The organism is Novosphingobium sp. JCM 18896, assembly GCF_025938095.1.
In the GTDB taxonomy this organism is placed as follows: domain Bacteria; phylum Pseudomonadota; class Alphaproteobacteria; order Sphingomonadales; family Sphingomonadaceae; genus Novosphingobium.
This window is the reverse complement of record NZ_JAPCZF010000005.1, coordinates 492216-515541: the sequence shown is the minus strand read 5'-3', so window position 1 is coordinate 515541 and position 23326 is coordinate 492216. Positions and strand designations below refer to the sequence as shown.

Annotated in this window: 22 protein-coding genes; 7 read left to right on the top strand and 15 right to left on the bottom strand. The window is 67.0% G+C overall.

The genetic code is table 11. The annotated features are described in order from the left end of the window. Positions 1–3: 3 nt before the first annotated feature. Complete coding sequence (locus OLX23_RS19620; RefSeq protein ID WP_264446751.1) at positions 4–432, top strand: MAPEG family protein; 429 nt, start codon at positions 4–6, stop codon at positions 430–432. Here OLX23_RS19620 and OLX23_RS19615 read toward each other — a convergent pair. The 7 genes from OLX23_RS19615 to OLX23_RS19585 form a co-directional block, all read right to left on the bottom strand. After that, complete coding sequence (locus OLX23_RS19615) at positions 416–1681, bottom strand: class I SAM-dependent RNA methyltransferase (RefSeq protein ID WP_264446750.1); 1266 nt, start codon at positions 1679–1681, stop codon at positions 416–418. The two genes, OLX23_RS19620 and OLX23_RS19615, sit on opposite strands and share 17 nt — an antisense overlap. Beyond that, complete coding sequence (locus OLX23_RS19610; RefSeq protein WP_264446749.1) at positions 1678–3078, bottom strand: NAD(P)H-hydrate epimerase; 1401 nt, start codon at positions 3076–3078, stop codon at positions 1678–1680. The genes OLX23_RS19615 and OLX23_RS19610 overlap by 4 nt, the downstream gene beginning before the upstream one ends. After that, on the bottom strand, positions 3062–3424 hold the full coding sequence (locus OLX23_RS19605; RefSeq protein WP_264446748.1) for a hypothetical protein: 363 nt from the start codon (positions 3422–3424) through the stop codon (positions 3062–3064). Before OLX23_RS19605 ends, OLX23_RS19610 begins: the two co-directional genes overlap by 17 nt. A gap of 64 nt (positions 3425–3488) precedes the next feature. After that, positions 3489–5345, bottom strand: coding sequence for a dihydroxy-acid dehydratase (gene ilvD / locus OLX23_RS19600; protein WP_264446747.1), 1857 nt, complete (start codon positions 5343–5345; stop codon positions 3489–3491). 68 nt (positions 5346–5413) lie between these two features. Further along, positions 5414–6142 (bottom strand): N-formylglutamate amidohydrolase, encoded by a 729-nt coding sequence (locus tag OLX23_RS19595; RefSeq protein WP_264446746.1) that lies wholly within the window; start codon positions 6140–6142, stop codon positions 5414–5416. Beyond that, positions 6139–6936 (bottom strand): 4-(cytidine 5'-diphospho)-2-C-methyl-D-erythritol kinase, encoded by a 798-nt coding sequence (locus OLX23_RS19590; RefSeq protein ID WP_264446745.1) that lies wholly within the window; start codon positions 6934–6936, stop codon positions 6139–6141. Before OLX23_RS19590 ends, OLX23_RS19595 begins: the two co-directional genes overlap by 4 nt. Positions 6937–7084: 148 nt before the next feature. Next, positions 7085–8734 (bottom strand): electron transfer flavoprotein-ubiquinone oxidoreductase, encoded by a 1650-nt coding sequence (locus tag OLX23_RS19585; RefSeq protein WP_264446744.1) that lies wholly within the window; start codon positions 8732–8734, stop codon positions 7085–7087. Between the two features lie 117 nt (positions 8735–8851). On the opposite strand from OLX23_RS19585, the gene OLX23_RS19580 reads away from it, so the two are divergent. Genes OLX23_RS19580 through moaB form a run of 3 tightly spaced genes read left to right on the top strand, consistent with a single transcriptional unit; the run spans position 8852 to position 11954 of the window. Then, positions 8852–9592: a hypothetical protein gene (locus OLX23_RS19580; RefSeq protein WP_264446743.1), complete on the top strand. Its 741-nt coding sequence runs from the start codon at positions 8852–8854 to the stop codon at positions 9590–9592. A 54-nt stretch (positions 9593–9646) separates the two neighbouring features. Beyond that, positions 9647–11437: a lytic transglycosylase domain-containing protein gene (locus tag OLX23_RS19575; protein ID WP_264446742.1), complete on the top strand. Its 1791-nt coding sequence runs from the start codon at positions 9647–9649 to the stop codon at positions 11435–11437. Continuing rightward, positions 11427–11954 (top strand): molybdenum cofactor biosynthesis protein B, encoded by a 528-nt coding sequence (gene moaB, locus OLX23_RS19570; RefSeq protein WP_264446741.1) that lies wholly within the window; start codon positions 11427–11429, stop codon positions 11952–11954. The genes OLX23_RS19575 and moaB overlap by 11 nt, the downstream gene beginning before the upstream one ends. A gap of 3 nt (positions 11955–11957) precedes the next feature. Here moaB and OLX23_RS19565 read toward each other — a convergent pair whose 3' ends face one another. The 3 genes from OLX23_RS19565 to OLX23_RS19555 are packed head-to-tail and all read right to left on the bottom strand — an operon-like array spanning position 11958 to position 13356. Then, positions 11958–12188: a hypothetical protein gene (locus tag OLX23_RS19565; RefSeq protein WP_264446740.1), complete on the bottom strand. Its 231-nt coding sequence runs from the start codon at positions 12186–12188 to the stop codon at positions 11958–11960. Positions 12189–12237: 49 nt separating this feature from the next. After that, entirely contained in the window at positions 12238–12438 is a 201-nt protein-coding gene (locus tag OLX23_RS19560) for a hypothetical protein (RefSeq protein WP_264446738.1), read from the bottom strand. Positions 12439–12495: 57 nt separating this feature from the next. After that, entirely contained in the window at positions 12496–13356 is an 861-nt protein-coding gene (locus tag OLX23_RS19555) for an arylamine N-acetyltransferase family protein (protein WP_264446737.1), read from the bottom strand. A 77-nt stretch (positions 13357–13433) separates the two neighbouring features. On the opposite strand from OLX23_RS19555, the gene OLX23_RS19550 reads away from it, so the two are divergent. Further along, on the top strand, positions 13434–14513 hold the full coding sequence (locus tag OLX23_RS19550) for a PA0069 family radical SAM protein (protein WP_264446736.1): 1080 nt from the start codon (positions 13434–13436) through the stop codon (positions 14511–14513). A gap of 10 nt (positions 14514–14523) precedes the next feature. Here OLX23_RS19550 and OLX23_RS19545 read toward each other — a convergent pair whose 3' ends face one another. Both OLX23_RS19545 and OLX23_RS19540 read right to left on the bottom strand, forming a co-directional pair. Then, entirely contained in the window at positions 14524–15123 is a 600-nt protein-coding gene (locus OLX23_RS19545) for a hypothetical protein (protein WP_264446735.1), read from the bottom strand. 111 nt (positions 15124–15234) lie between these two features. Then, entirely contained in the window at positions 15235–16842 is a 1608-nt protein-coding gene (locus OLX23_RS19540) for a long-chain fatty acid--CoA ligase (RefSeq protein ID WP_264446734.1), read from the bottom strand. Between the two features lie 87 nt (positions 16843–16929). Here OLX23_RS19540 and OLX23_RS19535 point away from each other — a divergent pair, with 87 nt between their 5' ends. After that, positions 16930–17301: a hypothetical protein gene (locus OLX23_RS19535; RefSeq protein ID WP_264446733.1), complete on the top strand. Its 372-nt coding sequence runs from the start codon at positions 16930–16932 to the stop codon at positions 17299–17301. A gap of 169 nt (positions 17302–17470) precedes the next feature. On the opposite strand, the gene dnaE is transcribed toward OLX23_RS19535, so the two are convergent. After that, complete coding sequence (gene dnaE / locus OLX23_RS19530) at positions 17471–21028, bottom strand: DNA polymerase III subunit alpha (protein WP_264446732.1); 3558 nt, start codon at positions 21026–21028, stop codon at positions 17471–17473. A gap of 138 nt (positions 21029–21166) precedes the next feature. Here dnaE and OLX23_RS19525 point away from each other — a divergent pair, with 138 nt between their 5' ends. Then, positions 21167–22348 (top strand): Yip1 family protein, encoded by a 1182-nt coding sequence (locus OLX23_RS19525; RefSeq protein WP_264446730.1) that lies wholly within the window; start codon positions 21167–21169, stop codon positions 22346–22348. A gap of 145 nt (positions 22349–22493) precedes the next feature. Here OLX23_RS19525 and OLX23_RS19520 read toward each other — a convergent pair whose 3' ends face one another. Further along, positions 22494–22982, bottom strand: coding sequence for a glutathione peroxidase (locus tag OLX23_RS19520; RefSeq protein ID WP_264446729.1), 489 nt, complete (start codon positions 22980–22982; stop codon positions 22494–22496). A 10-nt stretch (positions 22983–22992) separates the two neighbouring features. Further along, positions 22993–23268 (bottom strand): hypothetical protein, encoded by a 276-nt coding sequence (locus OLX23_RS19515; protein WP_264446728.1) that lies wholly within the window; start codon positions 23266–23268, stop codon positions 22993–22995. Positions 23269–23326 lie beyond the last annotated feature (58 nt).

Genomic DNA, 23326 nt, shown 5'->3' with positions numbered 1-23326 from the left:
GGAATGGTCGGCATGACGATCCTGCAACCCGTGGTCGCGCTGGCGGCCTGGACCATGGTGATGTGGTTCTGGCTCTATGGCACCCGCATCCCGGCGCTGAGCGCGGCCAAGGTCGATCCCGACGATCTGGTCCACGATACGACCAAGGGCCTCGATCAGATCCTGCCACCACAAGTCCAGTGGAAAGCGCATAATTACAATCACCTGCACGAAGCCCCTACGGTCTTCTATGCGGTGGCGATCACGCTCGCCATCATCGGCAAGGGCGATGGCCTCGCGCTGCAACTGGCCTGGGCCTATGTCGCGCTGCGCGTGATCCACTCGCTGATCCAGGTGCTGATCAACAAGGTCAAGCTGCGCTTCCTCGTCTTCGCGCTGTCGAGCTTCGTGCTGATGGCGCTCGTCGCGCTGGCGATCATGAACCTGTTTTGACGAACAGGCTGGCCAGTTCGACGTGGGTCGACCAGCGGAACTGGCCGACAGGACGCAATTCGACGAGCCGCCAGCCAGCCTCGACCAGCAGCGCCGCGTCGCGCGACCAGGACGACGGGTTGCAGCTGATGTAGACGATCCGCGGCACCCGGCTGTCGGCCAGCCGCTCGACCTGCTCGCGCGCGCCGGCGCGCGGGGGATCGAGCAGCACGGCGTCGAAGCGGTCGAGTTCCTCGACCTGCAGCGGATTGCGGAACAGATCGCGATGCAGCGCGTGGATCGGCAGGCCCGCCCGCCCTGCAGCCGCCTTGCAAGCCAGATGCGCGTCGCGCGCAGCCTCGACCGCGAGGACCTTGGTTTCAGGCTTGGCGAGAGCAAAGGCAAACGTGCCGAGACCCGAGAAGAGGTCGGCCACGGTGGCCGCACCCTCCAGCCACTCGCGCGCCGCGGCGACAAGCGCCTGCTCGCCGTCGAGCGTGGCTTGGAGGAAAGAGCCCGACGGAAAACCGACGCTGACACCGCCGAGCGAGACCGTCACCGGTACCGGCTCCCACAAGGTCTCCGGCCCCCAGCCCTGATCGAGCGTCATCCGAGCGAGACCATGATCGCGCGCGAAATCGAGCATCAGTTCGTTGGCCTGCAGCCCCTCGACCGTCAGCCCCTTGATGCCGAGGTCGACGCCCTGCTCGGTCATGGCCAGCTCGATGTCCGCGGCCATGCGCGGCATGGCGTTCTTGCCGCCGGGCTTCTTGTTGCGCCCCTTGCTCTGACCACCCGATTGCCCGAGCTGGATCAACAACTTGCGCAAGGGTCCTAAAATCGCGAAGAGCTCGGGCAGCATGACGGGGCATTCGGCCAGCTCGACCAGCCGGTGCGACTTGGCTTCGCGGAAGCCGATGACGATCCGCCCGCCCGAACTCTCGGCACGCAGCGAGGCACGGCGGCGGGTGCCCGGCGGCGAGAGATGCGGCGGCGCGACCAGCTCGGCGCCGAGTTCCTGGCTGCTCGAAGCGTTGGAGACGCGCTTCTCGACGAAGTCGGTCAGGCTCTCTTCGTCGAGCTGCTGGAGCTGGCAGCCGCCGCACTGGCTGAAGTGGCGGCAGGCAGGGTCGATATGATGCGGACCGCGTTCGAGCGTGCCGTCGGCGTGCAGCAGATCGCCCGGCGCCGCGCCCCAGGCAAAACGCCCCGACGCGGTGACGCCATCGCCCTTGGCGGCGATGCGCAGGATTTCTTCGGTTTCGCTCATAGGCAGGCGGCTAGAGCATCGGACAGGCACGCGGCAAGCCCGCTCGCGCTGAAAGCCGGACCCGCGCGCCGCGCGGCCTCGGCCTGGAGCCAGACGCCCTCGCCCGCGGCCTGGAAGGCCTCGACGCCCGTCGCCAGCCGGCTGGCGATCGTTCCGGCGAGCACATCACCCGTGCCGGCGACCGACAGCCACGACGAAGCGCCCGCGGCGCAGGCAAGCCGGCCATCGGGCGCGGCGATCACGGTGTCAGGCCCCTTGGCGACGATCACCAGCCCGCTTGCCTTGGCCAGAGCCAAGACACGCTCGGGCTTGGTACCGCCGCCATCACAACCAAAGGTCTGCTCGAGCGCCGCCAGTTCGCCCTCGTGCGGCGTCGCGACGATCGGCGCCTGGCGTTCGGCGAGTTGGCGCGCGCTCAGGAGCAGCAGGGCGTCGGCGTCGACCACGGCCGGTACCGGATCGGCGAGCGCAGTGGCGAGGCGTTCGCGTGCCTGGGCGTCACGGCCGAGCCCGGGGCCGACGAGCACCGCACGGTTGCGCGGATCGGTCAGCACCTCGGACAGCTTGCCCGTCGCGACGACGAGATCGGGCGCGACGGGTGGGACGTGATCCGCGAAGAGTTTCACGTAGCCCGCCCCCGCCCCCTGCGCCGCCGTCGCCGCGAGCACCGCTGCACCGGGCATCGCCCCGCCGACCACGGCGATCAGGCCGCGCCGGTACTTGTGCGCATCGGCCGCGGGTGCGGCGATCCGCGGGCGCCCGAGCAAGGTCGCGGCGCCCGGGACCGCCGCCACACCGATGTCGACCAGCCGCAGCGCGCCGAGCCGCGCGCTTGCCGGCATCAGCACATGCGCGAACTTCCAGGCGCCGAGCGCGAGGGTCAGGTCGAAGGCGGGAAGATCGTCGTTGAGCAGCGCGCCGCTGTCCGATTCCACGCCGCTGGGCAGATCGACCGCCAGGCTCAGGCGGTGGCTCGCGGCGAGCCGGTTCATCAGCGCCACGTGCTCGCTGCTCAGCGGCCGGGTCAGGCCGCTGCCGAACAGGCAATCGACGAAGACGTCGCCATGGACCTCTGCATCTGCCGCAAGCACCTCGCCCCGATAAAGCGCGCGCGCCTTTTGCGCGGCCTCGGTCCTGGGCTCGGCCGCCGGCACGACCGCGACCTTGCCGCCGCGTTCGCGCAAGGCCTCGGCGATGACCCAGCCGTCGCCGCCGTTGTTGCCGGGGCCGCAAAGCACGGTGACCTTGTGATGCGCGGCGATCCGCCAGACCCAGTCGGCGGCGCCGCGGCCGGCCACCAGCATCAGCGCATCAACGCTGGAGCCCGCGTCGATAAGCGCCTGCTCGGCCGCGCGCATCTGCGCGACGGTGAGTATCTGGTCAGCGTGCGGCGGCATGTGTCGGAGCCGGGAGCAAGGTCCGATATCGGTCACCAGCTACTTTCAGCTCGAAGCCGCCTTCGATCATCGGGGTCACCTGCACAGGAAGCGCTCCATCAGCCGTGGAAACCTTGTCACCGTTGGCTTCGAAACGGCGAAATCCGCCGTCCGGATGGCGGATGACGAACTTACCACCATTACGCTCGATAGTGCAGTTCGCGGCGAAGCCCTCGGCTCCTCGCAGGGCGCAAGGCAACTTCTCGGCAGAATCTTCGCCTCTCGCACCGTCATCAACCCGGGAGGAGCAGGCGCTGAGGAGCCCGATGAGGCAGATCAGGTGCGGGTGCTTCGACAAGCTCAGCATGAGCGGGAGTTGCGGCTGACCACCCAACTCCGCTCAGCCTGAGCTCGTCGAAGGCCAAGGCCCATCAGCCGCGCTTGAGCTGGGTCACGTCGCGCACGGCGCCGCGCGCGGCACTGGTGGTCATGGCGGCATAGGCCTGGAGCGCGACCGAGACCTTGCGCGGGCGCGGGTGCACGGGCTGCCAGGCCTTGTCGCCGCGGGCTTCCATCTCGGCGCGGCGCTTCATCAGTTCGGCGTCGGAGATGGCCAGCTGGATCGTGCGGCCGGGGATGTCGATCTCGATCGTGTCGCCGTTCTCGACCAGGCCGATCGCGCCGCCCTCGGCCGCTTCGGGCGAGGCGTGGCCGATCGACAGGCCCGAAGTGCCGCCCGAGAAGCGGCCATCGGTGATCAGCGCGCAGGCGGCGCCGAGGCCCTTCGACTTGAGGTAGCTCGTCGGGTAGAGCATTTCCTGCATGCCCGGCCCGCCGCGCGGCCCTTCGTAGCGGATCACGACGACGTCGCCCGCCACCACTTCACCGCCCAGGATTCCCGCAACAGCCGCGTCCTGGCTCTCGTAGACCCGCGCCGGGCCGGTGAACTTGAGGATCTTCTCGTCGACACCGGCAGTCTTTACGATGCAACCGTCAAGCGCGATGTTACCCGAGAGAACGGCAAGGCCGCCGTCCTTCGAAAAAGCGTGTTCTGCCGAGCGGATAACCCCGGCTTCTCGGTCGGTGTCGAGCTCTTCCCAGCGGCGCGACTGGCTGAAGGCGACCTGGGTCGGCACGCCGCCCGGCGCCGCGCGGAAGAACTCCTGCACCGACGCCTCGTTGGTGCGCTTGATGTCCCAACGGTTGAGCGCGTCGCCCATGGTCTTGCTGTGCACGGTCGGCAGGTCGGTCTTGAGCAGGCCGGCACGATCGAGCTCGCCGAGGATCGCCATGATGCCGCCCGCGCGGTGGACGTCCTCCATGTGGACGTCCTGCTTGGCCGGCGCGACCTTCGACAGGCACGGCACCTGACGGCTCAGCCGATCGATGTCGGTCATGGTGAAGTCCACCCCCGCCTCGTGCGCGGCGGCGAGCAGGTGGAGCACGGTGTTGGTCGAACCGCCCATGGCGATGTCGAGGCTCATCGCGTTCTCGAAAGCCTCGAAGGTCGCGATGTTGCGCGGCAGGGCGCTGGCGTCGTCCTGCTCGTAATAGCGGTGGCAGAGGTCGACGGCGAGGCGCCCGGCCTCGAGGAACAGACGCTCGCGATCGGCGTGGGTCGCCAGGGTCGAGCCGTTGCCCGGCAGCGACAGGCCCAGCGCTTCGGTCAGACAGTTCATCGAGTTGGCGGTGAACATGCCCGAGCACGAGCCGCAGGTCGGACAGGCCGAACGCTCGATCGTCTTCACTTCCTCGTCGGTGTACTTCTCGTCGGCGGCGGCGACCATGGCGTCGACCAGGTCGAGCGCGACTTCCTTGCCGCGCAGCACAACCTTGCCGGCCTCCATCGGCCCGCCCGAGACGAAGACCACGGGGATGTTGATGCGCAGCGCCGCCATCAGCATGCCCGGCGTGATCTTGTCGCAGTTCGAGATGCAGACCATCGCGTCGGCGCAGTGGGCGTTGACCATGTATTCGACGCTATCGGCAATCAGGTCGCGCGACGGCAGCGAATAGAGCATGCCATCATGACCCATGGCGATGCCGTCATCGACCGCGATCGTGTTGAATTCCTTGGCGACCCCCCCCGCGGCCTCGATCTCGCGCGCGACGAGCTGGCCGAGGTCCTTGAGGTGGACGTGGCCGGGCACGAACTGGGTGAACGAGTTCACCACGGCGATGATCGGTTTGCCGAAGTCGCTGTCCTTCATGCCCGTGGCGCGCCAGAGGCCACGCGCGCCCGCCATGTTGCGGCCGTGGGTGGTGGTGCGGGAACGATAGGCAGGCATGGTTCGGCTCCGTGATTTCGTATCAGCGCCCTAGGGCAGACAGACCGTTATGTGAAGAAGAAAATAACTCATTCACCCATTATAATCGCAATTTTATTACAAATTCGCCCCAGGCGTTCCGCCCAAGCGGCCTGGCCTTGCTCGCCGGAGATTTCATCCTGGCGCACTTCGATACCGATATAGGGACGGCCCTCGGCTTCCGCATGGCGGTTCATCGTCGCGTTGAGCAATTTGCCCGAATAGGGCTGCTGGTCACCGACCACGAGCCCCTCGGCCTCGAGCAGCGGGATCGCGATCATCGCAGCGCGATCATCCTCGTTGTAGAGCACGCCGACCTGCCAGGGACGCTGCTGGCCGGGATCGCTGGCGAGCTGCGGGGTGAAGCTGTGCAGCGACAGGATCAGCGCGGGCGGCACTGCGTTCAGCTGGTCGGCCAGCGCGGCATGATAAGGGCGGAAGAAGCGATCGAGCCGCGCCTCGCGCTCGGCATGGATCAGTTCGTTGCCGGGAATAGCATGACCGTCGCTGGCGATCGGCACGATCGCGGGGGCACCTTCGTCGCGATTGCAGTCGCAGACGAGGCGGCTGGTGTTGCACAGGAAGGCGGCGACACCCGCCTGCCCGGCCATGGCTTCGGCCACCTCGCGCACGCCGATGTCGACCGCGATGTGCTGGGCCAGCAGCGCCGGATCGATGCCGAGGTCGATGTCGTCGGGCACGCGGTTCGAGGCGTGATCGGCAACGACGAGGATGCCGCCGAAGCGGGGCGTACCGACGAGGCGGAAGGCATCGCTCATCGCAGCTTCCCTGCCATCTGCCACCACTCGGGATTGATCTCGGCCGCCGCCCCATCGCGCGCCGCCTCGCTCGCGTAGAGCGCGAAGCAGGTTGCACCCGAGCCCGACATGCGTGCGATCAGCGGCGCGGTGTCGTTCAGCGCCGCGAGAACATCGGCGATAGGTGGGCACAGGCCGATCGCAGGCCCTTCGAGATCGTTGCGCCCCGAAAGCGCGATGTCGCGGGCGCTACCGCTCGGCATTGCGCCGCGATCAACCCCGTCCCAGGCCTTGAACACCGGTCCGGTCGCCAGCGGCACGCGCGGATTGACCAGCAGGACGGGCGTGCCCTTGAGATCGTCTTCGATCGGCGCGAGATCGGTACCCGTGCCCGTGCCGAGGCAGGTCACGCTCTCGACGCAGGCGGGAACGTCGGCGCCGAGCGCGGTGGCGATCTCGTGCCAGTTCTCGGGCAGACCGCCCCATTGGCGAACCATGCGGAAAATTGCGCCGGCATCGGCCGAACCGCCGCCGAGCCCCGCCGCCACAGGCAGGTTCTTCTCGAGCGAGACCGACCAGCCGGGCACATGCTTGAGCTTGCCCAGCGCCTTGGCGACGATGTTGCCGAACGGATCGTCGAGCGCGCCGGCGAACTCGCCCTTGACGTGGAGCACGTCGCGCGCGGCGGGACTGGCGCTCAGCCGGTCGCCCTGGTCGACGAAGGCGAACAGCGTCTCGAGCTCGTGATAGCCGTCCTCGCGCCGTCGGCGGACGTGGAGCGCGAGGTTGATCTTGGCGTAGGCGGTTTCGTGCACTCAATCCTCCCCGACACGGGGAGGGGGACCGCCGCAGGCGGTGGAGGGGGTTTTCGGGCGGGCGCTGCGCTCGTCGGCGAGCCCCCTCCACCACGCCCCCTGCGGGGTCGCGGTCCCCCTCCCCGTACCGGGGAGGATGTTAGCCCCCTCACATATTCGGATAGTTCGGCCCGCCGCCGCCTTCGGGCGCGACCCAGTCGATGTTCTGGGTCGGGTCCTTGATGTCGCAGGTCTTGCAGTGGACGCAGTTCTGCGCGTTAATCTGCAGGCGCTGGCCCGCGCCGTCGGGATCGACGAATTCGTAGACGCCGGCCGGGCAATAGCGCGCCTCGGGGCCCGCATAGACCGGCAGGTTGATCTCGGTCGGAACCGTCGGATCCTTGAGCAGCAGGTGAACCGGCTGGTCTTCCTCGTGGTTGGTGAACGAGAACGAGACCGAGGTCAGGCGGTCGAAGCTGATCACGCCGTCGGGCTTGGGATAGTGGATCGGCTGGAACAGGTCCGCGCGCTTGGTTTCCGAAGCGTCGGTGTGGTGCTTCATCGCCGGGAAGATCGGCAGCTTCAGATAGCGCAGCCACATGTCGACGTTGGCCAGCGCCGCACCGAAGATGTCGCCGTTGAACTTGGCGAGCAGCGGTTCGGCGTTCTGGACGAGCTTGAGCTCCTTGGCGATCCAGCTGTCGCGCACGGCGGCGTCGAACTCGTTCAGCGCGTCATGCTCGCGGCCACCGGCGACGGCGGCAGCGATGGATTCGGCGGCCAGCATACCGCTCTTCATCGCGGTGTGGCTGCCCTTGATGCGCGGCACGTTGACGAAGCCGGCCGAGCAGCCCGCGAGGACACCACCCGGGAAGGCCAGCTGCGGCACCGACTGCCAACCGCCCTCGTTGATCGCACGCGCGCCGTAGGACACACGCTTGCCGCCTTCGAGGATCTTGCGGATTTCCGGGTGCTGCTTCCAGCGCTGGAATTCCTCGAACGGATAGACGTAGGGGTTCGCGTAATCGAGCGTCGTGACGAAGCCCAGTGCCACCTGGTTGTTGGCCTGGTGGTAGAGGAAGCCACCACCGCCACTGCCGCTCTCCGACAGCGGCCAGCCCTGGGTGTGGAGCACGCGGCCGGGAACGTGCTTGTCGGGATCGATGTCCCAGAGTTCCTTGATGCCGAGGCCGTACTTCTGCGGCTGGCAATCGCGCTCGAGATCGTACTTGGCCTTGAGCCGCTTGGTCAGGTGACCGCGCGCGCCCTCGCAGAACACGGTGTACTTGGCGAGCAGGTTCATGCCGGGCTGGTAGTCGCCCTTGTGCTCACCATCGCGGCCGACGCCCATGTCGCCGGTCTGGACGCCGATTACGGCGCCCTTGTCGTCATAGAGGATCTCGGCGGCGGGGAAGCCGGGGAATATCTCGACGCCGAGTTCCTCGGCCTTGCCGGCGAGCCAGCGGCACAGGTTGCCCAGCGAGCCCGTATAATTGCCGTCGTTCGACATGAACGGCGGCATCAGGATGTGCGGGATCGGCATCTTGCCGTTGGCGGTGAGGAACCAGTGCCAATTGTCGGTCACCGGGGTCTCCGCCATCGGGCAACCGTCATCCCGCCAGGTCGGCAGCAGCTCGTCGAGCGCGCGCGGATCGACCACGGCGCCCGACAGAATATGCGCGCCGATCTCGGACCCCTTCTCGAGGATGCAGACCGCAAGGTCGGCATTGAGCTGTTTCAGCCGGATCGCCGTCGCCAGGCCTGCCGGCCCGCCGCCCACGATCACGACGTCATAGGGCATCGATTCCCGTTCGCTCATCTGTCCTGTCCTGTTTCTCCCGGCCCTGGTGGGCCGACCCCTGTACATTACACTAATCGTGCAATTAAATTCACCTGCGCCTTGATTGGAACGGGCGGGGAGGTCAAGACCCGGCGGATGGAACTTGCGGCGAAACCCGGCATCGGTGACGAAATCGCAGCCGCGCTCGACTGGTGGCGCGATGCCGGGGTCGACTGCGATTTCGCCGAGGAGCCGAACCGCTGGCTGGCGCCGACCGAGGCCGAGGCGAAGCAAGCTGCCCGTCGTCCCGTCGTCGCCGAAGCGCCACCCCCGCCGCCGAAGCCGACGATCGACCGCGGCACCTGGCCGCAGGACCTCGCCACATTCCACGAATGGTGGCTCAGCGAGGCCATGCTCGACGATGGCCGCACCAGCGGCCGTGTCGCGCCGCGCGGCAGCAAGGGCGCCGCGTTCATGGTCATCGTGCCCGAGCCCGAGCGCGACGATACCGATCGACTGCTGTCGGGGCCGCAGGGCAAGCTGCTCGACGCGATGCTCGCGGCGATGGGGATTGCGCCCGAAAGCATCTATCTAGCGAGCGTCCTGCCGCGCAACATGCCGATGGCCGACTGGCCGGCGCTGGCCGACAAAGGCTTCGGTGGACTCCTGATGCACCACGTCGGACTGGCCGCACCGCAACGGGTCATCGCACTCGGAAGCAACATCCTACCGCTCTTGGGCAACGATCCGGCGCATAGTCCTGCCGTTTTACGCGAAATTAACCATGAGGGTCTGACCATTCCCCTGCTTGCGGGTAAGAGCTTGTCTGCCTTGCTCGAACGACCGCGCTGGAAAGCTGGGCTGTGGCAAGGGTGGCTCGACTGGACGCAGGCCTAGACGATCAGGCCAGATCCTCCAGAGCCGGGGACGGAATAGGAATCGGACGCTAAAGTGACATTCGCTGCGAAAGCAAAGGCGCTGACCTTGGGTCTCGCCGTAGCCAGCGCCTTTGCGCTCGGAAGCGCCCCCGCCCAGGCCAACAGCGCCGCCGTCGACTATTTCCGCACGCGCGCGGACCGCACGGCCGTGCCCTCGCTGCTCAGCCAGGACGAACGCGCCTATTACCGCGACCTGTTCAGCGCGATCGACAAGAAGGACTGGACCCGCGTCCAGGCTCTGTTCGCGCAGAAGGAAGACGGCCCGCTCCACCAGGAAGCCCTCGCCGAATATTACCTCGCCTCGGGCAGCCCGCGTATCGAGCTCGGCCAGCTCAGCGCTTGGCTCGCCAAGGGCACCAGCCTGCCGCAATCCGAGCAGATCGCCCGTCTGGCGATGACGCGCGGCGCCGGCGCCATGCCCTCGCTGCCCGGCGCGCAGCCGCTGGTCAGCCTGCCGAGCGTGGCCAAGCGCATCCGTCCGCGCAGCGTCGAGGACGGCACGATGCCCGCCGCGATCGCCGCGGGCATTCTCGACAAGATCAAGAACGACGATCCGCTGGGCGCGCGCACGCTGCTCGACGGCGTCGACGCCACGCTATCCGATTCCGCGCGCGCCGAGTGGCGCCAGCGCGTCGCCTGGTCGTTCTACATCGAGAACCAGGACACCGAGGCTTACGGCCTGGCTCAGCTCGCGACCCAGGGTGCCGGCCAATGGGTCGGCGAAGCCTGGTGGACTGCCGGTCTCGCCGCCTGGCGCCTGGGCGACTGCCAGGGCGCGTCCGACGCCTTCAAGAACACCGCCGCGCGGGCCGACAACGCCGAACTGCGCTCGGCCGCCTATTACTGGCAGAGCCGCGCCTTGGTGCGTTGCCGCAAGCCCGAGGAAGCCGCCGCGCCGCTGCGCATGGCCGCCGCGCGCGACGAGACGCTCTACGGCATGCTCGCGGCCGAACAACTCGGCATGAAGCTGCCCGAGCAGCACGGCGAAGCGGATTTCACCCAGAACGACTGGCAGCGCCTGCGCGACAGCGGCAACGTCCGCGTCGCGGTCGGCCTCGCCGAGATCGGCCAGGATGCGCTCGCCGACGAAGTCCTGCGCCACCAGGCGCGCATCGGGTCGGCCGATCAGTATCAGCCGCTGACCCGCCTCGCGCGCGATCTCGGCCTGCCCTCGACCCAGCTGTGGATGGCCTACAATGCGCCGGCCGGCGGCAAGCCCGAGCCGGCGACGCGCTTCCCCACGCCGAAGTGGACGCCCGTCGGCGGCTGGCAGGTCGATCCCGCGCTGGTCTATGCTCATGCGCTGCAGGAATCGGTGTTCCGCGCCTCGGTCGTCAGCCCCGCGGGTGCGCGCGGCCTGATGCAGATCATGCCCGCCGCGGCCAAGGACCATGCGGGCACGCTCGGCTACACGGGCAATGCCAGCGATCTCAACAAGCCCGAGGTCAACCTCGCCTTCGGCCAGCGCCATCTCAACATGCTGCGCGACCAGAACTGCACCCAGGGTCTGCTGCCCAAGGTCATGGCAGCCTACAACGCCGGCGTCCTGCCGATCAGCCGCTGGAACACCGAGATCAAGGACCAAGGCGATCCGCTGCTGTGGATCGAGTCGGTGCCCTATTGGGAAACGCGCGGCTACGTGAACATCGTCATGCGCAATTACTGGATGTACGAGCGCCAGGCCGGCGGACCTTCGGAAAGCCGCGTCGCGCTGGTCCAGGGCATGTGGCCGACCTTCCCGGGCCTCACCGGTTCCAACGCCGTGCGCATGGCGGCGAACGGGGCGGTCGTGCGTGCCCGTTGACACGAGCCGGACCTTCACCCCGATCAACATCGCGGTTCTGACGATTTCCGATACCCGCACGCTCGACGACGATACGTCGGGCAAGGTTCTCGCCGACCGAGTCGTCGGCGCCGGCCACACGCTGGTCGAGCGCGCGATCGAGAAGGACGTGGTCGATCGGCTGGTGACGCGGCTCAACAACTGGATCGACGATCCGCGCATCGACTGCATCGTAACGACCGGCGGCACGGGCCTGACCGGCCGCGACGTCACTCCCGAGGCGCTCGACCGCGTCAAGGAAAAGGACATTCCCGGTTTCGGCGAGCTGTTCCGCTGGCTGAGCTTCAAGTCGATCGGCACGTCGACGGTGCAGTCTCGCGCGATGGCCGTGCTCAGCCGCGGCACCTACATCTTCGCCCTGCCCGGTTCGAACGGCGCGGTGAAGGACGGCTGGGACCAGATCCTTGCCGAGCAACTCGACAGCCGCAACCGTCCCTGCAATTTCGTCGAGCTGATGCCGCGGCTGCGCGAAGTCTAGGCGTCAGCCCGGAGCCGCGCCGTAGGTCGGCGGAACCGCGGCATCCTGGCGCTTCTCGCTATGCTTCTTGAGCAGATAGCCACCGGCCAGCGCGGCGATGATGCCGGCCGGCCCGAGGCGGCGTGCGATCGTCGCCGCCAGAACGCCCATGGCAGCGCCCTTGGCGCCGTTGCCACTACCCAGGCGTTCGGCGACCTGCTGGCCAGCGATACCCGCGATCAATTTACCAAGCATCGAAATCTCCTTTTGCGGAAAGGAAGACGCGACGCCGGGAGAAGTTCCCTCAGTCTTCGAGCAGCGCGCGCACCTTGCCCAGCAGCGCGGCGATGCGCTCGGCGGCTTCGGTGAAGGTCTTGGCGTCGTCGCGCTGGTTGTTGCCGCGGGCTTCCTTGGCGGCCTCGGCATAGTTCTCCATGTCGACCTCGAGCGCGTCGGCGATCATCTCGGCCTCGTCTTCGGTCAGGGAAAGCTTGATATTGGCCATTCGGAAAACTCCTTCAATCGACGGGCGCGATAGGCAAATCGCGGCGGGCGGGCAACCTCACCCAGCGAATATCCGCAGCCGGGTAAGCTCGGACGCGGGGATATCGAGGCCGAAGACGTCGCGCAGCGTCGTGGCATATTCGGCGGCGTCCTCGATTGCGCGGAACTCGGTCTCGCCGCCGCGGTAGATCGTCAGCCGGCGATCGCTCATCGCCGCGAAACCGTCGGGCAGCACGCGGCTGACCACGTGCAAGGTGGTGAAACGCGTTTCGGCTCGGGTCGATGTCCAGTGATTGGCCTGCTCGAGATCGATCGGTGCGACCTGGCCTAGCTCGAAGCTGTACTGCGGCTGCCAGTCCTCGTGGGGAGCCGAGCGGCCGTCGGTGGCGGCGACGGGCCCTGCCCGCTCGAGCAGCCATTCGCCGGCCATGCCGTCCTCCGGCATCAGACGCCGCAGCCGGTGCGCGGCGCCGTCCGGCGTGTGCCCCTCGGCCCCGTCGACCAGGCGCAGTGGCGGGACGAAACTGCCGCCGAACCCGGCGTCGGCGATCCAGTCTTCGCCACCCACATCGACCAGCAGCAGCACATGCGTGCGCGGCGGCGTAACGCCCGGCACCGCCTGCAGCCAGACGCGCGCCAGCAAGGGTCGGTTGGCGAAACCGAGCGCCGCCAGCATGTCGGAGAACAGGCGGTTCTGCTCGAAGCAGTAACCGCCACGCCGCCGCGCGACGAGCTTGTCGAATACGCTGTCGCCATCGACCGCGATCCCCCGCCCCAGGGGAATGTCGAGGTTCTCGAAGGCGATCGCCTGCCGATGCGCCGCCAGCACTTGCAGGAGCCCGGCGGCGTCGAGCGTCGGCACGGCGGCACGCCCGATGCGGTCCAGATAGGATGCGAGACGGGGATCGGTCGTGGTCATGCCCGCGATCTAGCCGCCGACGACGGACCACGCCAGCCTTGGCTTGCAAATTTGTTCTTTATATGTTCTCATGAAATATGAGTTCCAAGCCCTCCGTCCACGGCCGCGGCGCGCAGTCCGGCGCGGTCCCGCAGCGCTTCGGCCTTGCCGCGCGCGAGGACGACGGCGACTGGCTCGACGCACGCGAGGGTATCGACGGCCCCGGTCCCAAGCTGCGCACGACGGTGACCGAGGAACGTCCGAAGACGATCATCAGCTTCAACAAGTCTCCCGACATCGTCTTCGACCGGTCGATCAACGCCTATCGGGGTTGCGAGCACGGCTGCATCTACTGCTTTGCGCGGCCGACCCATGCCTATCACGACCTGTCGCCCGGACTGGATTTCGAGACCAAGCTCTTTGCCAAGCCCGACGCGGCGAGGCTGCTGCGCGAGACCTTGGCCAAGCCCGGCTACAAGCCCGCGCCGATCGCGATGGGGACCAACACCGATCCCTACCAGCCGATCGAGGCGCGCTACGAGATCACCCGGCAGGTGCTCGAAGTCTGTCTCGAAGTGCGCCATCCGGTGACGATCACCACCAAGTCGGCGCGCGTCACGCGCGATCTCGATCTTCTGGCGGAAATGGCCCGGCTCAAGCTGGTGGCCGTGGGCATTTCGGTGACGAGCCTCGATCCGCGCCTGTCGGGCCTGCTCGAGCCGCGCGCCTCGGCGCCCGCCAAGCGGCTCGCGGCGCTCGGGCAATTGGCCGCGGCGGGCGTGCCCGCGCATGTCTCGATCGCACCGGTGATCCCCTCGATCACCGACGAATTCATGGAAGCCATCCTGGGACAGGCGGCGGAACGCGGCGTAACCTCGGCCAGCTGGATCATGCTGCGGCTGCCGCACGAGGTGGCGCCGCTGTTCCGCGAATGGCTCGACGTCCACTACCCCGATCGCGCGGCCAAGGTCATGCACATCGTCCAGTCGATCCGTGGCGGTCGCGACAACGATCCGAGCTTCTTTTCACGGATGAAACCGCAGGGCGTATGGGCCGACCTGTTCCGCACGCGTTTCCGCCTGGCCTGCAAGCGGCTGGGGATAAACCGGGTATCGCTGGAACTGGACGTCGGCGGGTTTCGCAAGCCTTCGGCGAATGGGCAGTTGAGCTTGCTCTAGCGGTTAGTCATCAGATCGAGTTCGGATCGACCGGAACGATCCGCGGCGATGCACCCTGCGGCGCGGTGGGCATGGCCGGCGCCGAGACCGGCGGCGGCGCGATCAGGCCAGCGCAGCCCTCGCCGCTGTCGACGCGCTTGATCCGCGGCTCCTTGTTCTTGCCCTGCGAGGTCCACTCGGTGCGCTGCTGGCAGACTTTGCCGTCGGCACCCGTGGTAATCAGCGTATATTCGTAAGTGCTGCCCTTGGGCTGATCGCCGGCGATGACGAACTGCGGCGCGGCGGCCACCGATGCCACGGGCGCTGCGTACTGCGGCGCATATTGCGAGACGCCCGGCGTGGGCGGCTGGATCACGCGGCGCGCGCGCGGGATGCCGCCATAGGCGATCGGCGTGCCCTCGGGCTCGACCGCGGCGGGGCTGGCGCCCTGCACCACCGGCATGGCGACGCGCACGCGCGGCTCGATGTCGCCGACGTACTGGATCTCGATGTCCGAACCGTCGGGCATCTCGACGATCGTCGTGTGCCACTGCGGATCGGCGGCCTGGGCTGCACCGGCGGAAGCCAGGAGGGCGCCGCCGGCAAGGAGCACGGCCTGGAAGCTGCGCATAGTCGTTCTCCCGATCATGGTTATCTAAATGCTACGATCGGCGCCTGAACACCAGATGACGCTTGCGGGTATTTGTCCGGCTTTGGGACGAGCCCCGCCTTCCAGCCGCGCCTACCCTTCCAGCCTGTAGTCCTTGAACCGCTCGCGCAGGTCCTTCTTGCTGATCTTGCCCGTGCCCGTGTGCGGTATGTCGTCGACGAATTCGACGGCATCGGGGAGCCACCACTTGGCGACCCGCGCCGCCAGCAGCGCGCGCAATTCCTCGCCCGTCACCTCCATGCCGGGTTTCCTGACCACCACCAGGATGGGCCGCTCGTCCCACTTCGAGTGATAGACGCCGATCGCCGCCGCCTCGGCCACCGCCGGATGGGCGATCGCACCGTTCTCGAGCTCGACCGAGCTGATCCATTCACCGCCCGACTTGATCACGTCCTTGGTGCGGTCGGTCAGCTGGAGCGTGCCGTCGGGATGGATCGTCGCGACGTCGCCGGTGTCGAACCACTGGTCGGGATCGGGCGCAGCGTCGTAGTCCGCCTTGAAATAACGCTTGATCGTCCAGGGACCGCGCACCTGCAACGCGCCCGAGGTCACGCCGTCGCGCGGCAGGACCTTGCTCGGATCGTCGAGGTCGACCGTGCGCAGCTCGATCCCGAACAGCGCCTTGCCCTGCTTGGCCTTGATCGAGACCTGCTCGTCGAACGGCAGTTCGTCGAAGTTGGCGGGCTCGAAGGCGATCGTCGCGATCGGCGAGGTCTCGGTCATGCCCCAGGCGTGAGCGATGCGGATGCCTTCGCTCATCAGCCGCTCGATGATCGCGCGCGGCATGGCCGAGCCGCCGGTCAGCGCCTTGGTCAGCGGCGGCAGCGGCTGGCCGGTGGCCTCGCAATGTTGGATCACCGAGAGCCAGACCGTCGGCACGCCGGCGAGATAGTTGACTCCTTCCTCGTGGATCAGCTTGCACAGGTTCGCGGCTTCGTTGTTGGCGCAATAGACCAGCTTGGCGCCGACCGCCGCCGCCGCCCAGGGGAAGCCCCAATTGTTCGCATGGAACATCGGCACGACGGGCAGAACCGCGCAACGCGCGTCGAGATCGAGGCACTGCGGCATCAGCGCGGCATAGGTGTGGAGCATGTTCGAGCGATGCTCGAACAGCACGCCCTTGGGATTGCCGGTGGTGCCGCTGGTATAGCAGAGCATGACCGGATCGCGCTCGCTGCCATCGACCCATTCGGCTTCACCGTCCTCGGCGCCGATCCAGTCTTCGAAGTGCGGCGCGTGCTCCGACGAGTCGAAGCAGACGTAGTGCTCGATCGTGGTCCAGCGCTCGCGCATGCGATCGACTATCGGCTGGAAGGCCGCATCGTAGATCAGCACGCGGTCCTCGGCGTGGTTGGCGATGTAGTCGAGCTGATCATCGAACAGCCGCGGGTTGATCGTGTGGAGCACCCCGCCCGCCCCGGTCGCGCCGTACCAGGCGACGAGGTGGCGGCCGTGGTTCATCGCCAGGGTAGCGACGCGATCGCCCTTGGCCACACCCAGCCGCTGCAGCGCCTGGACCATCTTGAGCGCATCGCGGCGTATCGAAGCCCAGGTGGCGCGCGTCTGGCTGCCATCGGCCCACTGCGTGACGATCTCGCGCTCGCCATGCTCGCGCGCGGCGTGATCGATCAGCAGGGAGACGCGCAGCTCCCAATCCTGCATGGCGCCCAGAATGGTCATTCGGTTGTGGTCCCCTGACAGCTCAAGCGTCGGGACAGCTTAGCGATTCCGCGGATTCCCGCCAGCCGTGTCTTGCACCGGAAATGTTTGCTCACCGATTGTCGCCGGATTGCCGAACCCAGCGAAGCGCGCCACACCTTGCGGATGAGCCCGCTCCAGCAGACCAAGCTCTTCCTCGTCGAGCATCTGGACCTCGCCAAGGATGCCCTACACATCTACGTGGCGCTGACCGTGTTCCTCGGCACCTGCCTGCTGCTGCGCTGGAAGGCCGCGCAGTGGAAGCCGTGGCTGGCGGTGTTGGTGGTGGCCGTGATCGGCGAGGCCTGGGACCTGCGCGACAGCCTGACCTACCACACGCGGATCGATCTCTGGGGCAACGGGAAGGACCTGTGGAACACTATGTTGGCGCCGACGATCCTCATGCTTGCGGCCCGCCACACGCGGGTGTTTCAGCGCTAGAACGCAAGCAAATCCAATCCCTTCACAAACATCCGTCATCCCCGCGAAGGCGGGGATCCATCACCCGAGCTTTCCGATCGAGCCGCGGCGCAGGATGAAAGCCCCGGAGATGGATCCCCGCCTTCGCGGGGATGACGGATGATAAGCCGGAACGTGGCGCTTTAAGACCTCAAGCCACCAGCCGCAGGCTCGCGCCGCGTTCGGCGCGCAGCGAGACGTTGGCGACGCCCTCGATCTCGGCGATGCGGTCGACGAGTTCGCCATCGAGCACGAAATCGCGGCCCAGGCGCACCTTCTTCACCGTGTCATCGCCGACGTGCAGCGCCGCGCGGACCTCGCCGCGGCCCGGCGCGCCGGTGACGAGCATCATCGCCAGTTCCTGCACCGCGTCGATCCCCGAGATGTCGAGCGACAGCACCATCTTCGCGGCGTCGCGCACTTCGGACAGTGGCCGCGCGCCGCGGACCGTGATCCGCGGCGGCTCGTCGGGGCTCGGGCTGTCGAGTTCGACGGTGAGCAGCACGCAGGTGCCCTCGCGGCCCCATTTCACAAAGTTCTCGACCATCGACTCCTCGAAGCAGGCCGAGGAGAACTGGCCGGTGTTGTCCGAGAAGTCGCAGCGCACGAACTCCGCGCCCTTGCGCGTGCGCCCCTTGCTCGCGCCTTCGACCATGGCCGCCATCGTCGCCTGCAGGCGACCGGCCGCCACGCCGCCCGACATCAGGCTGGCGTGGCTTCGTGCGCCGTTGGCCGAGGCGATCGCGCGGTACTGCTCGACCGGGTGCGCGGCGAAGTAGAAGCCGAAGTTCTCGCGCTCCTTGGCCATCTGGTCGGAGCGCGACCAGGGCTCGGCCTCGACCATGCGCAGCGCCTGTTCGGTGTGATCGCCGAGCAGGCTGTGCTGGTCGCTGACGCGTTCGCGCGCCGAACGGTCGGCCTCCATCAGCAGGGTGTCGGCGTTGGCCATGATCTTGGCGCGATTAGGCTCAAGGCTGTCGAAAGCGCCGGCCGCGGCCAGGCCTTCGAGCTGGCGGCGGTTCATCGAGCCCGCCGGCGCGCGGCGGAACAGGTCATCCATGCTGGTGAACTTGCCGTTCGCCTCGCGCTCCTCGACGATCTGCTCCATCGCCTTCTCGCCGACGTTGCGAATACCGGCGAGCGCATAGCGAACGGCATAGGACTCGTCGGTCTGCTCGACGGTGAACTCAGCCTCGGACCGGTTCATGTCGGGCCCCTCGATCGCCAGGCCCGCGCGGCGCATGTCGTCGACGAAGATCGCCAGCTTTTCCGACTGATGCATGTCGAAGCACATCGCCGCGGCATAGAACTCGTGCGGGTAATGCGTCTTCAGCCAGGCGGTGTGATAGGCGAGCAGCGCATAGGCGGCGGCGTGCGACTTGTTGAAGCCGTAGCCGGCGAACTTGTCGATCAAGTCGAACAGTTCGTTGGCCTTCTTCGCGTCGATGTCGGACTCGGTCTTGCAGCCTTCGACGAAGCGCAGGCGCTGCGCGTCCATCTCGGCCTGGATCTTCTTGCCCATGGCGCGGCGCAGAAGGTCGGCGTCGCCGAGCGAGTAGCCGGCGAGGATCTGCGCGGCCTGCATCACCTGTTCCTGGTAGACGAAGATGCCGTAAGTCTCGGACAGGATGCCCGCGAGCTTCTCGTGCGGATACTCGATCGATTCGAGCCCGTTCTTGCGCCGGCCGAACAGCGGGATGTTGTCCATCGGACCCGGACGATAGAGCGAGACGAGCGCGATAATGTCGCCGAAGTTGGTCGGCTTCACCGCCGCCAGCGTGCGCCGCATGCCTTCGGATTCGAGCTGGAACACGCCGACCGTGTCGCCGCGCTGGAGCAGTTCGTAGACCATGGCGTCGTCCCACGGCAGTGTCGCCAGGTCGATCGTGATCGAACGCTTCTGCAGCAGGTCCACCGCCTTGCGCAGCACCGACAGGGTCTTGAGGCCGAGGAAGTCGAACTTCACCAGGCCCGAGTCCTCGACATATTTCATGTCGAACTGGGTGACCGGCATGTCCGAACGCGGATCGCGGTAGAGCGGAACCAGCTTGGCCAGCGGGCGGTCACCGATGACGACGCCGGCCGCGTGGGTCGAAGAGTTGCGCGGCAGGCCTTCGAGCTGAACCGCCAGATCGATCAGGCGCTTGACCTCATCGTTGGTGTCATACTCGCGCTTGAAGTCGGCGGCGCCGTTGAGCGCGCGCGGCAGGGTCCAGGGGTCGGTCGGATGGTTGGGCACCATCTTGCAGAGCCGGTCGACCTGGCCGTAGCTCATCTGCAGGATGCGGCCGCAGTCGCGCAGCACGGCGCGCGCCTTCATCTTACCGAAGGTGATAATTTGCGCGACGTGATCGTGCCCGTACTTGCGCTGGACGTAGCGGATCACTTCGCCGCGACGGGTTTCGCAGAAGTCGATGTCGAAGTCCGGCATGGAGACGCGTTCGGGATTGAGGAAGCGTTCGAACAGCAGGCCGAGCTTGAGCGGATCGAGATCGGTAATGGTCAGCGCCCAGGCGACGACCGAGCCCGCGCCCGAACCACGGCCGGGGCCCACCGGAATGCCGTTGTCCTTGGCCCACTTGATGAAGTCGGCAACGATCAGGAAGTAGCCGCCGAAGCCCATGCGGTTGATGATCGAAATCTCGAACTCGACGCGGGTCTTGTAGGCCTGGATTTCCTCCCACAGCCCCTCGGCCTCGAGCGTCGGGAAGCTGCGCCCCTCGAACTCGTCGGGCGGACAGGTCAGCGCCGCGTGCAGTTCGGCCCAGGCGCTTTCGGGATAGTAGAGCTTGAGCCGCTCGACCAGGCCGGTGCGCGAATCCGCGGCCATGACCCGCGCCTCGCCTTCCTTGTCGCCGGCGAGGCTGGGCAGGATCGGCTTGCGCTTGGGCGGCGCGACCGCGCAACGCTGTGCGACGACGAGCGTGTTGGCCAGGCCCTCGGGCAGATCGGCGAAGGCCTGTGCCATCAGGTCGACGGGCTTGACCCAGGATTCGCCGCTCGAGCGCGGCCGTTCGGGCGCGTCGATATGGGTCGAATTGGCGATGCACAACGCCGCGTCGTGCGCGGCGTGGAAGCCCGGCTCGGCGAACTGCGCAGGATTGGTCGCGACGAGCGGCAGGTTCCGCGCATAGGCGAGGTCGATCAGCGCGTCTTCGGAGGCATCCTCGACCTGATCGCCGCGGCGGGCGATCTCGATATAGAGCCGATCGCCGAACAGCGCCTGAAGCCGATCGCAATAGGTTTCGGCACCGTCGGGCTTGTTATCGGCCAGAAGCCTCGCCAGCGCGCCCTCGCCCGCGCCGGTCAGCGCGATCAGGCCATCGCTATGCCCTTCGAGGTCGGTCAGTAGCACATGCGGATCGAGTTCGACCGGCCGGTCGAGGTGCGCGCGGCTGACCAGGTGGCAGAGGTTGTCCCAGCCCGTCTCGTTCTGCGCATAGAGCGCCAGCCAATCGATCGCGCCGGCTCCGGGCAGGTCGATCGGACGCGCCACGGCCAGGAAGGTGCCGATGATCGGCTGCACGCCCATGTCCTTGCAGGCACCGGCGAAAGCGGTCGAGGCATAGAGCCCGTTGCGATCGGCGATGGCGATCGCGGGAAAGCCCCGCTCCTTGGCCAGCTTGGCGATCGCCTTCGGCTCGATCGCCCCGTCGAGCATCGTATAGCTGGAGAAGACCCGCAGGGGCACGAAAGGCGCATAGGACATGGGCCTCAGATTAGGGATTAGCCCCCCGCGGTATCAAGCGCGGAGCTGCATGTCCTTGGGGAAATGTCGCGGGCAAGCTTGCAAAATTGCACAGATATGCTCCTATCCGAGCCCGAGAGGTGTGAGGGGAAGCTGGTTATGGTCGATCTGTCCGGTGCCGACTTGTCGGGGGTCGATAGGCCGCCATCGCTCGTGGATCGCGCCAAGGCGATCATCCTGACGCCCAAGGACGAATGGCCGAAGATCGGCCGCGAGAACACGTCGCAGGGCGACATCCTCACAAGCTACGTCCTGCCCCTCGCCGCGATCGGTCCGGTCGCCTCGCTGATCGGCGGCCAGGTCTTCGGCTACGGCGCCTTCGGCGTCTCGTTCCGGCCCTCGCTGGTCGGCTCGATCATCAGCGCGCTGATCCAGTATATCGTCGTAATCGCCGGGATCTTCGTCCTGGCCTTCATCGCCGATTTCCTGGCTCCCAAATTCAACGGGCAGAGCAACCGCCTGAACGCGTTCAAGCTCGTCGTCTATGCATCGACCGCGGCTTGGCTCTCTCAGGTGTTCGGGCTGATTCCGGCGATCGGTTTCTTCTCGATCCTGGGGCTCTATACGCTCTACCTGTTCTATGTCGGCGTCGGACCGATGATGAAAGTGCCCGAGGACAAGGCCGCAGGCTATACCGCGGTGACCTTCCTCTGCGCGATCGTCGGCGGCTTCATCCTGTCGCTGATCGTCGCGCCGATTACTCTGCTCTTCGCCGGCCTCAGCGGCGGCGCGATCACCCAGTCCGACGGCGACGTCTCGGGCAAGGTCACGATCCCCGGCGGCGGTTCGGTCGATCTCGACAAGATCCAGCAGGCGACCAAGCAGATGGAAGACGCCGCCAACGGCAAGTCGCCGCCGATCGCGCCCGACCGGATGAAGGCCCTGCTGCCCGAGACGATCGGCGCCTACCAGCGCTCGGCCACCGAAAGCGTCTCGGCCGGGGCGATGGGCTCGACCGCGCAGGGCACCTACACCGCCGGCGACAAGAGCTTCGTGCTCAAGATCGCCGACATGTCGGCGCTTGGCGCGCTCTCGGGCCTGGGCGCTGCCATGGGCGTCGAACAGAGCAAGGAAGACGCCAACGGCTACGAGAAGACCTATTCGGTCAACGGCCAGATGCAGAGCGAAAGCTGGAACAAGACCACCAACTCAGGCAAGTTCGGCACGACGGTCAACAACCGCTTCATGATCGAGGCCGAAGGCAGCGCCGGTTCGATCGACGATCTCAAGCAGGCGGTTTCCTCGATCGACCACGACGATCTGGCGGACCTGGTCGGGTAACCCCTAATCCTCTCCGGAACGGGGAGGTGGCAGCGCGCAGCGCTGACGGAGGGGGCTAGCCAACAAAGCCTGCGCTTGCCGAGAGCCCCCTCCACCACCAGCTTCGCTGGCGGTCCCCCTCCCCGTGCCGGGGAGGATCAAATGACTAAAGCAGCGCCTCGATGTCGGCCGCCAGCTTCTCGGGCTTGTCGGTCGGCGCATAACGCCGCACGACCTTGCCGTCGCGGCCGATCAGGAACTTGGTGAAGTTCCACTTGATCCCCTTGGTGCCCAGCACACCCGGCGCCTCGGCCTTGAGCCAGTCGTAGAGCGGTGTCGCGCCGGGACCGTTGACCTCGACCTTGGCCATCAGCGGAAAGCTCACGCCGAAGTTGAGGTCGCAGAAGCTGGCGATCTCGTCCGCATTGCCGGGTTCCTGGTGACCGAACTGGTTGCAGGGGAAGCCGATCACCTCGAAACCGCGCTCGCCGTACTGGCGCCACAGCGCCTCGAGCCCCGCATATTGCGGCGTGAAGCCGCACTTGCTGGCGGTGTTGACGATGAGCAGCACCTTGCCGGCCTTGTCGGCCAGGCTCACACGCTCGCCGTTCGGCAGGGTGGCGTCGAAATCGGCGATCGTGCGGGGCTGCGTCATTCAGGTCCTTTCATCCGCGGGGAAAATCGGCGCGTCGCGACAAGGTGCGGATCTCGCCGATGGTCAGACGATGATCGCCCGCCTTTTCGATGACGTAGTGGTCCTGCTCGTCGCTGGGAAGATTGACGACGAAGCGGATCAGGTCGGCCAGGCTACCGTGGCGCACGGCCTTGAGATCGGAGAGCAGGCCGCCACCGTCGTTGCTGCGGTGGAGCGAAGCGTGATCCCCCCAGTCCGGGCCCGACGCACCATTCGGTTCGGCTTTGAAGGTGCTGGGATTGCTCATGTTTCGCTCCTTTCTCCGTGTCCGCCCTATCGCGCGGCGTGATCCTTAGTGAACACTT

Bases quoted from the DNA above. Each gene is read 5' to 3' on its own strand.
- OLX23_RS19540 (WP_264446734.1), bottom strand. From the start codon at position 16,842: ATGACCATTCTGGGCGCCATGCAGGATTGGGAGCTGCGCGTCTCCCTG.
- OLX23_RS19595 (WP_264446746.1), bottom strand. From the start codon at position 6,142: ATGAGCGATGCCTTCCGCCTCGTCGGTACGCCCCGCTTCGGCGGCATC.
- OLX23_RS19610 (WP_264446749.1), bottom strand. From the start codon at position 3,078: ATGCCGCCGCACGCTGACCAGATACTCACCGTCGCGCAGATGCGCGCG.
- OLX23_RS19580 (WP_264446743.1), top strand. From the start codon at position 8,852: ATGGAACTTGCGGCGAAACCCGGCATCGGTGACGAAATCGCAGCCGCG.
- OLX23_RS19555 (WP_264446737.1), bottom strand. From the start codon at position 13,356: ATGACCACGACCGATCCCCGTCTCGCATCCTATCTGGACCGCATCGGG.
- OLX23_RS19525 (WP_264446730.1), top strand. From the start codon at position 21,167: ATGGTCGATCTGTCCGGTGCCGACTTGTCGGGGGTCGATAGGCCGCCA.
- OLX23_RS19565 (WP_264446740.1), bottom strand. From the start codon at position 12,188: ATGCTTGGTAAATTGATCGCGGGTATCGCTGGCCAGCAGGTCGCCGAA.
- dnaE (WP_264446732.1), bottom strand. From the start codon at position 21,028: ATGTCCTATGCGCCTTTCGTGCCCCTGCGGGTCTTCTCCAGCTATACG.
- ilvD (WP_264446747.1), bottom strand. From the start codon at position 5,345: ATGCCTGCCTATCGTTCCCGCACCACCACCCACGGCCGCAACATGGCG.
- OLX23_RS19515 (WP_264446728.1), bottom strand. From the start codon at position 23,268: ATGAGCAATCCCAGCACCTTCAAAGCCGAACCGAATGGTGCGTCGGGC.
- OLX23_RS19520 (WP_264446729.1), bottom strand. From the start codon at position 22,982: ATGACGCAGCCCCGCACGATCGCCGATTTCGACGCCACCCTGCCGAAC.
- OLX23_RS19560 (WP_264446738.1), bottom strand. From the start codon at position 12,438: ATGGCCAATATCAAGCTTTCCCTGACCGAAGACGAGGCCGAGATGATC.
- OLX23_RS19615 (WP_264446750.1), bottom strand. From the start codon at position 1,681: ATGAGCGAAACCGAAGAAATCCTGCGCATCGCCGCCAAGGGCGATGGC.
- OLX23_RS19605 (WP_264446748.1), bottom strand. From the start codon at position 3,424: ATGCTGAGCTTGTCGAAGCACCCGCACCTGATCTGCCTCATCGGGCTC.
- OLX23_RS19585 (WP_264446744.1), bottom strand. From the start codon at position 8,734: ATGAGCGAACGGGAATCGATGCCCTATGACGTCGTGATCGTGGGCGGC.
- OLX23_RS19545 (WP_264446735.1), bottom strand. From the start codon at position 15,123: ATGCGCAGCTTCCAGGCCGTGCTCCTTGCCGGCGGCGCCCTCCTGGCT.
- OLX23_RS19550 (WP_264446736.1), top strand. From the start codon at position 13,434: ATGAGTTCCAAGCCCTCCGTCCACGGCCGCGGCGCGCAGTCCGGCGCG.
- OLX23_RS19620 (WP_264446751.1), top strand. From the start codon at position 4: ATGGTCGGCATGACGATCCTGCAACCCGTGGTCGCGCTGGCGGCCTGG.